Source organism: uncultured Gimesia sp. (assembly GCF_937919775.1).
Taxonomy (GTDB): Bacteria; Planctomycetota; Planctomycetia; order Planctomycetales; family Planctomycetaceae; genus Gimesia.
Window position 1 is genome coordinate 1 of sequence record NZ_CALFPF010000777.1, and the last position, 6,441, is coordinate 6,441.

Consider the following 6,441-nt stretch of genomic DNA (forward strand, 5'->3'; position numbering starts at 1 on the left):
GAATCTTGCCTGATTTGGCACACCAGGCAAAAATGGGTAAAGTCCATCCACTGGGAATTGAAAAAAGCCCCAGACCTCACGTTGCTGTGGCAGATTAGGATAAATAAATTCTTCATACTTTTTTTCGTCTCCATTAATCATGAGCAACCGCGTTTTCTGCCAGCACCATTGTTCGGATTCTGCTTCTTTGTACTGATACGGAGTTCCCTGAATTGTTTTTTTCAGAGACTCTGTTTTCGGTTTTTCTCGCGGCGGTCCGAAACGCCAGAAACCATGACGGGGCGTCAGATAGCCGAACTCGCCGTCCGCATGTTTTTGTAAGCAAAACACATCGTCGTACCAGATCCGGTGAAAATCTCCCCGAACGGAAGTGAAGCTTTGATTCTCTTCGCTCCATTCCCGCAAGACAGCCAGGGCGCGCTGCCCGGACTCTGCTTTTGAATCTGCTTCGGATTCCGCACCGACAGGGGGCAGGGAGAGACAGACGAAAATCAGCGTCAGCAAAACACGGGAATCCATTCGTGTGTTCCTTTGTGTAAATAAACGAAAAGCTAGGCCTCAACAGTCGCGGGACAGCACAAATCCTGACGGCTGTGCCATTCATGCTGAATGCCGCGCATCAGTAGGGCACAGTCAAATTCCACCGAACCCTGTGGAAATTGATTTTGATCTTCGAAAAAACTGGATTCGACGCGTTCCATTTCAAGTGCTTCGACGTGCCAGTCCCGGCAACACAATTCGATGCCATCAAAGCGCCCCTCAGTGGGGCTGGTCGAATACCCCAACGCTCCCAACTCGAAAAACCGTGAGGCTTCCTCCAGAGATGAGAACACGGACGATTCCGGCAGATGATCGGTGATCCTGCCGGCGACATGAACATGGGTCTGGCCGTCACGACTTTGTAAGGCAACCGAAAATTGATCAGCGGATTCCGTTACCGAAAATGAAGCGTGGTGATAGATCCCGGAAAAAACTCTCCCCCCCGCCATAGTATTCAGGCAGGAATCGGTATCGCGACGGGGGACAAACACGCCCTCTTGCGTTTGGCCGTCGACATCCCATTCGACGGCGAAGCGATGGGCGGCGTTTTCAGAACCGAAACCCCAGGGTAAAGGAAAACATCGCGGCCGGACATCCTTGAGACGGATCAGACAGATCCCGCCGATGGCATGACCGTTGATCAGTTTGGGGCGAAACGGAGACGGTAAAACCCGGGCCATGACCTCAGGATCAATCCGATAATTGGCAAGGATGCGGCGGTCAATGATGCCCTGGATGACTGGAATTCGCATAACCGGCTCCCTGGAGAATGATTTCTTCTGCGCACATAGACCTACTGATAACGATAACAGGACCTTCCCGATATCGTCAACGGGGAATAGAAACAGACCATCAGAGCACAGGTCACTCCTGGCACTTACATGATGGCTGAATCTTCGCAAAGCGCCATCTGCAAATGATTTATGATGAACCGCTCTCTTCCGGAGACTGCCCCCTGTTTATCTCCGCCTCTTCAAACAGATCAGATAGAATTCTGGTTCCCTAAATGGATTCGGTGAAATCTTCTGTTGATCGGAAAACATGCTGAATCTCATTCGGAACACTGGCTTTAGATAAGGCGAGACAACGAATACCAGTCTTTCCTATCCGGACTGTCCGAAGTGTTATTCAGGAAGTTTCATCAAAGACACCAAAAAAATACGCGGAGCAATGACCAGGATGGAGTTAAAAAAAGGGATTCAACTTACTGCAATTCACCAAAACAACGCACAATACTGCCTGGAAACGGTAAGGATCAAGTGCTCAAGCGGAATGTGTTTTTCTGCATTTCCGAGAATTCGTCTAAAACCAGCGAGTTTTATCGTGCTGATTTTCACAGCGACAGAAAGATGCAGTACCACCTGTTTTTTTCCTCGCGCGCGACGCATAACACGAAGTTTCTGGAAGGGCGCGGGGATGTCAAGATCTGAAAAACACGCTGAAAAACGAGAGCCTTTCTCTGATTTGGAAAGACGCGACGCCGTCAAGGGAATTTCAGGTCGGAGAGGGGGTGCGTCAGCGAAACAGAGTGCACCTGTGAGCGTATCTCCTTCCGACAAAATGAGGAGCCGATACAGATTACTTTTAGAAAGAGTCACTCGGCTGATGTGGTTTCGCCGAGTTCGCTATAACTGTCTACGTTGTGTTTGTGGTGGTGGAGACTGGACTCTTCCGTCGGTTCGACAACAATCAGATTGGTTGAAAGCTCTTCGACGACTTGACCTTCCAATCCATCTTCTTCCCGTCGGTAGCGTCGGATTTGAGATGGTTTGGTTCCTTCGGGTAACATGCCCAGATTACAAATCGGCTCACCGGGGCTGATGGCGGGCAGCGTGGTCATGCCGATCACCACTGCGTCAAAAGGAGAATACAGCATGCTGCGTTCACGCCCCAGCAGCGTTGTATTCGTAGCAAGCGGCTGGTCTTTTTCAATAATGTCGCCCGGTTTCACATGGAATTTCAGAAAACCGCCACGCTCCGCTCGCACCCAGGTCGATTTATCAACGACGACCTGATAATCAGGGCTTTCCGCTTTGCCGTCCAGCATTTGCAGATCGCGAAGCACATTTCTGACTCCCCGTGCCGCAGACTCAACGATACCCGGCTCGACTTTCCAGACTTCTCCCCCTTCCATGATGATCGTAGGACAGCCACTGGCACATGCTTCGCGGCGAAACGCTCCTTGCGGCCCTTTTCCATTCATAATGATTTCAGAGCCGAACGCCTGAGCCAGCCTTCGCACTTCAGGATTCGTCATATCGCCTCGAACATTCGGATAATTGGTACGTCGCACCGAGGCCGTGTGCAGATCAATGCCGTAATCGCATCGAGAAACGATTTCATCAAATATGATCCGTGCCATACGACTGGCGAGGCTTCCTGAAGATGATCCCGGAAACGAACGATTCAAATCGCGACGATCAGGCAGATAGCGGGAATGCCGATCGAAGGCCAGCAGATTGAGTACCGGCACGAAAATGACCGACCCTCGGAGTAAATGGAGATTCGCATCCTGAATCAACTCACGAATTGCTCCGGTTCCGTTGATCTCGTCGCCATGAAGTGCGGCAGTGACGAAAACCACGGGGCCCTCTTCTGCTGCACGGCGAATGTGAATCGGGATTTTTACAGTCATGCTGCTGTAGCTCTCGCTTACAGCAAGTTTAACATCACGTGATGTGCCTGCAGGGATCGATTCCCCGTTCCACTGATCAATTGGCTTTCGTTTGCGGGGCTTGCTCATGAGATCATAAGCCTTTTTCCTGTTGAGCAGAGACGGCTGCTGGTTTGTGTGATTCTGTGAGCACTTCTTCGGCTACTGGCAAATCCGGTAGATCCTGAACCTTCGGATGTCGTTTACGGCGCGTCTTCGCGGGAATCAGATCTCGCATCAGTTCGAGTTTTCCGAAACAGAGTAGTCGATCACCTGATTCCAGTTGCCGATCTGAACGGGGATTGGGAATCACGGTTGTCCCACGGTATAACGTCAGCACGTTAATGTCTTTATCACGCAATCCGGATTGGTTGATCGCTTTGCCGACGTATTCAGAGCCTTCGGGAATATAAATTTCTGTGACACCATAGCCGCGGCTGACTGTCAGTCGTTGGCGAAGATCGATCTCCGGGAAATCCACCTGAGCAGCAATGTAATCGATGATTGCTCCGGCGATGTCGAGCTGCGTGCATTTTTCGATTCCTTCCAAACCAGGCGAGGAATTGACCTCCATGATTTGAGGCCCCTGTTTTCCCTCAAGCATATCAACACCGGCGACGCGAAGGCCCATGATCTGGGCAGCACGCACGGCTGTTTTGCAATAGGTATCATCGAGTGTCACCGGCTCCGTCAGACCACCTCGATGGACATTGCTGCGGAATTCCTGTCCCTGCGCGACGCGGCGCATGGCAGCCACAACCCGATCGCCTACCACGAATGCCCGGATATCACGCCCTTTGCTTTCGGCGACAAACTTCTGGATCAACACGTTCTGCTTCTGGCTTTGCAGCATCTCGATAATCGCTTCCGCCGACTTCACCGATTCAGCAAGCAGCACTCCGATTCCCTGTGTCCCTTCCAACAGTTTAATCACCACAGGCGCGCCACCAACACGCTCAATTGCCGGCAACACATCTTTCTTATCACGAACGAACGTCGTTTGCGGGATACCAATCTGATGCCGACTGAAGATCTGCAGACTACGAAGCTTGTCCCGAGAATTGGAAATTCCGGCAGACGAATTTGCACAGAAGATATCCATCTGCTCGAATTGTCGCACGACTGCCGTTCCGAAATAGGTAATCGACGCGCCAATACGCGGCAGTACGGCATCGTAGTCGGAGAGTGACTTTTGGCGGTAGTAAAGATCGGGCTCGGCCTGCTTCAGGTCAATCGCGAACTTAAGCGTATTCAGGACTTTGACCTTGAATCCACGTTGATCTGCAGCTTCGTATAGTCGTCGTGTGCTGTAGCATTTCTGGCTGCAGGAAAGGATGGCAAGTTTCATGATACTCTTTCTGTCGCTGGGTATTTAGTGCCTATTTCTGTCGTCGTTTCTTTTTTTTTGATCTAGTTCTTCTCTTTAACATTGGCTTACCGCCATAGTAAGATTTTCCCGAATCGACAAGAAATCGCTGCCGGAAAGCTTCGCGGCCGAGCAGCATCCGAAAACCCATTTCGTCACGATTGGCAAGTGTCAACTCAACCAGCCAGGTCACACCCAGTAACTCAATATTGGTCACGATTACTGGCCGTAAGGTAGCCTTACCACTGGAACTGCGAACGGATCGAAATTCAAATATTTTGGCCTCTGCCACTACGAATTCATCCGTTTCCCGCTGAACGGGGTGAACTTTGAATCGTATCCACTTTTCAGAATCTCGCTCAAATTCATGCAAATCATAAGCATGCAGGGACGACGACCGGGCGCCAGTGTCGACTTTTACTTTGATTGATGTAACCCCCAAGTCAGGGAGCTTCACCCATTCACGCCAGCCAATAACAGGCAAACCAGATTTTTTTCTTGTGTTATTTTGCTGTGGTCTCGTCACGTTCGCTACAAGGCCTCTCTTTTTTTTAATGGCCCATAGTTTACCTAACCTCAGCTCATTACGCTAGTTCTGCTAGGCCTGATTTCTCTGATTCTGTTGCTTAATTCGGCAGTTTTCAGGTCAAAATGACTTTCGAACTTTGACCTGCCCTTTACTTTTTTATGCGGTTTCTCAAACTTGTCATCGAGCACCATTCTATTACTCCTGAAAGGTCCCATCGTGAAACACGGCATTTGTTCCAGTTGGGTGATAAAAAGTGCGCTCAATAAAAAAACAGGCTATGCAATGATATCGCATAACCTGTCAGTCTCAAATTTGATTTGGTGGGTCTTGACCCAGAATTCTACGGTACGCTTAGTCCATTTTAGGAGCATACTCATAAGGAGCAGCATACTGATACTTCAACGGTGCCTTGGGATTGATGAGATATTCGTCATCGTTCCCAAAATTTGATGCCGATGGCATGTGCGGCGTGAAAGCACGTGAGGGGTTTCCCTGCCCAGGTGCGTTGATACGTTCCGACCAGCCTAATGTCACATCTACAGTGCTCACGGCCCCCTGCTCACCCACTTGAATGACGGATAAAGCGACTTTCTGACCTGGTTGCGCTTTCGCAAGTAACGCATTTAACTGACGTACTGAAGCCAGACGATGTTTGTCAAATGACAGGATGATATCATACTTCATCAAGCCTGCCTGATCGGCTGCAGAGCCGGGTGCCACGTGCATGATGACAACTCCATATCCGGGATTACCGTCAAGGTCCGTTCCGACTCCAGTCCACCAGTCAGACGCACCATTTGTCAAATGAGCAGCCAAAGGACCAGAGGCATCGGTCGCTACGACTCCCAATGTCGCCTGATAATATTTCGAATAATGCTGATTCAATCGCGCTTTATGAGCCTCGCTCATCAGAGCAGCATATTTCTGGCGGGCTGTTGAATCTGGATTGGTGTTGACCGTCCCTTCTTGAGCCTGTGATTCATAATTCACGACCAAAAAGAGTGAGAGAAGACAAAACAAGCCCTTGCTCGATATAGACTTCTGCAAATTCATCTTTGTAACCCTTTATCTCAAAATATGTACGAGACACATGAAATTTTGTTTGCTGAGCTTCTCGTTTTGAGGGCAATCCAACAATCGCCGTACTCAACGTATTCACCTTATCCTAGCTCACACATATACCTTGTCAAATACGGAAACGGGAATATGATGATTATTTACAACACCACTATTTAGAAGAAAGCACGTGTCTTCTGCCACTCAATCAGCAGCAGCAGAGATTCCGGTTCTCCTTCTGGAACATCAACTCTGGAATGTTTAAGCCGAGATTTCCCATATGGATCAGCCTGAAAC

7 protein-coding genes are annotated in these 6,441 nt (G+C 49.6%); all 7 read right to left on the reverse strand.

Annotated features, from left to right (window positions below):
• Window positions 1-519: hypothetical protein (locus Q0294_RS22070; protein WP_299469772.1), on the reverse strand; the 519-nt coding region annotated here is incomplete at its 3' end.
• 32 nt (window positions 520-551) lie between these two features.
• Window positions 552-1,292 (reverse strand): DUF2071 domain-containing protein, encoded by a 741-nt coding sequence (locus tag Q0294_RS22075; RefSeq protein WP_299469773.1) that lies wholly within the window; start codon window positions 1,290-1,292, stop codon window positions 552-554.
• Window positions 1,293-2,134: 842 nt separating this feature from the next.
• The gene (locus tag Q0294_RS22080) at window positions 2,135-3,175 is read right to left on the reverse strand and encodes a succinylglutamate desuccinylase/aspartoacylase family protein (protein ID WP_299469775.1); all 1,041 of its coding nucleotides are present in this window, start codon (window positions 3,173-3,175) and stop codon (window positions 2,135-2,137) included.
• 112 nt (window positions 3,176-3,287) lie between these two features.
• Window positions 3,288-4,541 (reverse strand): RimK family alpha-L-glutamate ligase, encoded by a 1,254-nt coding sequence (locus tag Q0294_RS22085; protein ID WP_299469777.1) that lies wholly within the window; start codon window positions 4,539-4,541, stop codon window positions 3,288-3,290.
• 31 nt (window positions 4,542-4,572) lie between these two features.
• Window positions 4,573-5,043, reverse strand: coding sequence for a RimK/LysX family protein (locus Q0294_RS22090; RefSeq protein WP_366918004.1), 471 nt, complete (start codon window positions 5,041-5,043; stop codon window positions 4,573-4,575).
• Window positions 5,044-5,439: 396 nt separating this feature from the next.
• Window positions 5,440-5,997, reverse strand: a complete 558-nt coding sequence (locus Q0294_RS22095) for a PDZ domain-containing protein (RefSeq protein WP_299469781.1) — start codon at window positions 5,995-5,997, stop codon at window positions 5,440-5,442.
• Window positions 5,998-6,067: 70 nt separating this feature from the next.
• Window positions 6,068-6,238 carry a hypothetical protein gene (locus tag Q0294_RS22100; RefSeq protein ID WP_299469783.1) on the reverse strand — a complete coding sequence of 57 codons (171 nt, stop codon included), beginning with the start codon at window positions 6,236-6,238 and terminating at the stop codon, window positions 6,068-6,070.
• Window positions 6,239-6,441: the final 203 nt, after the last annotated feature.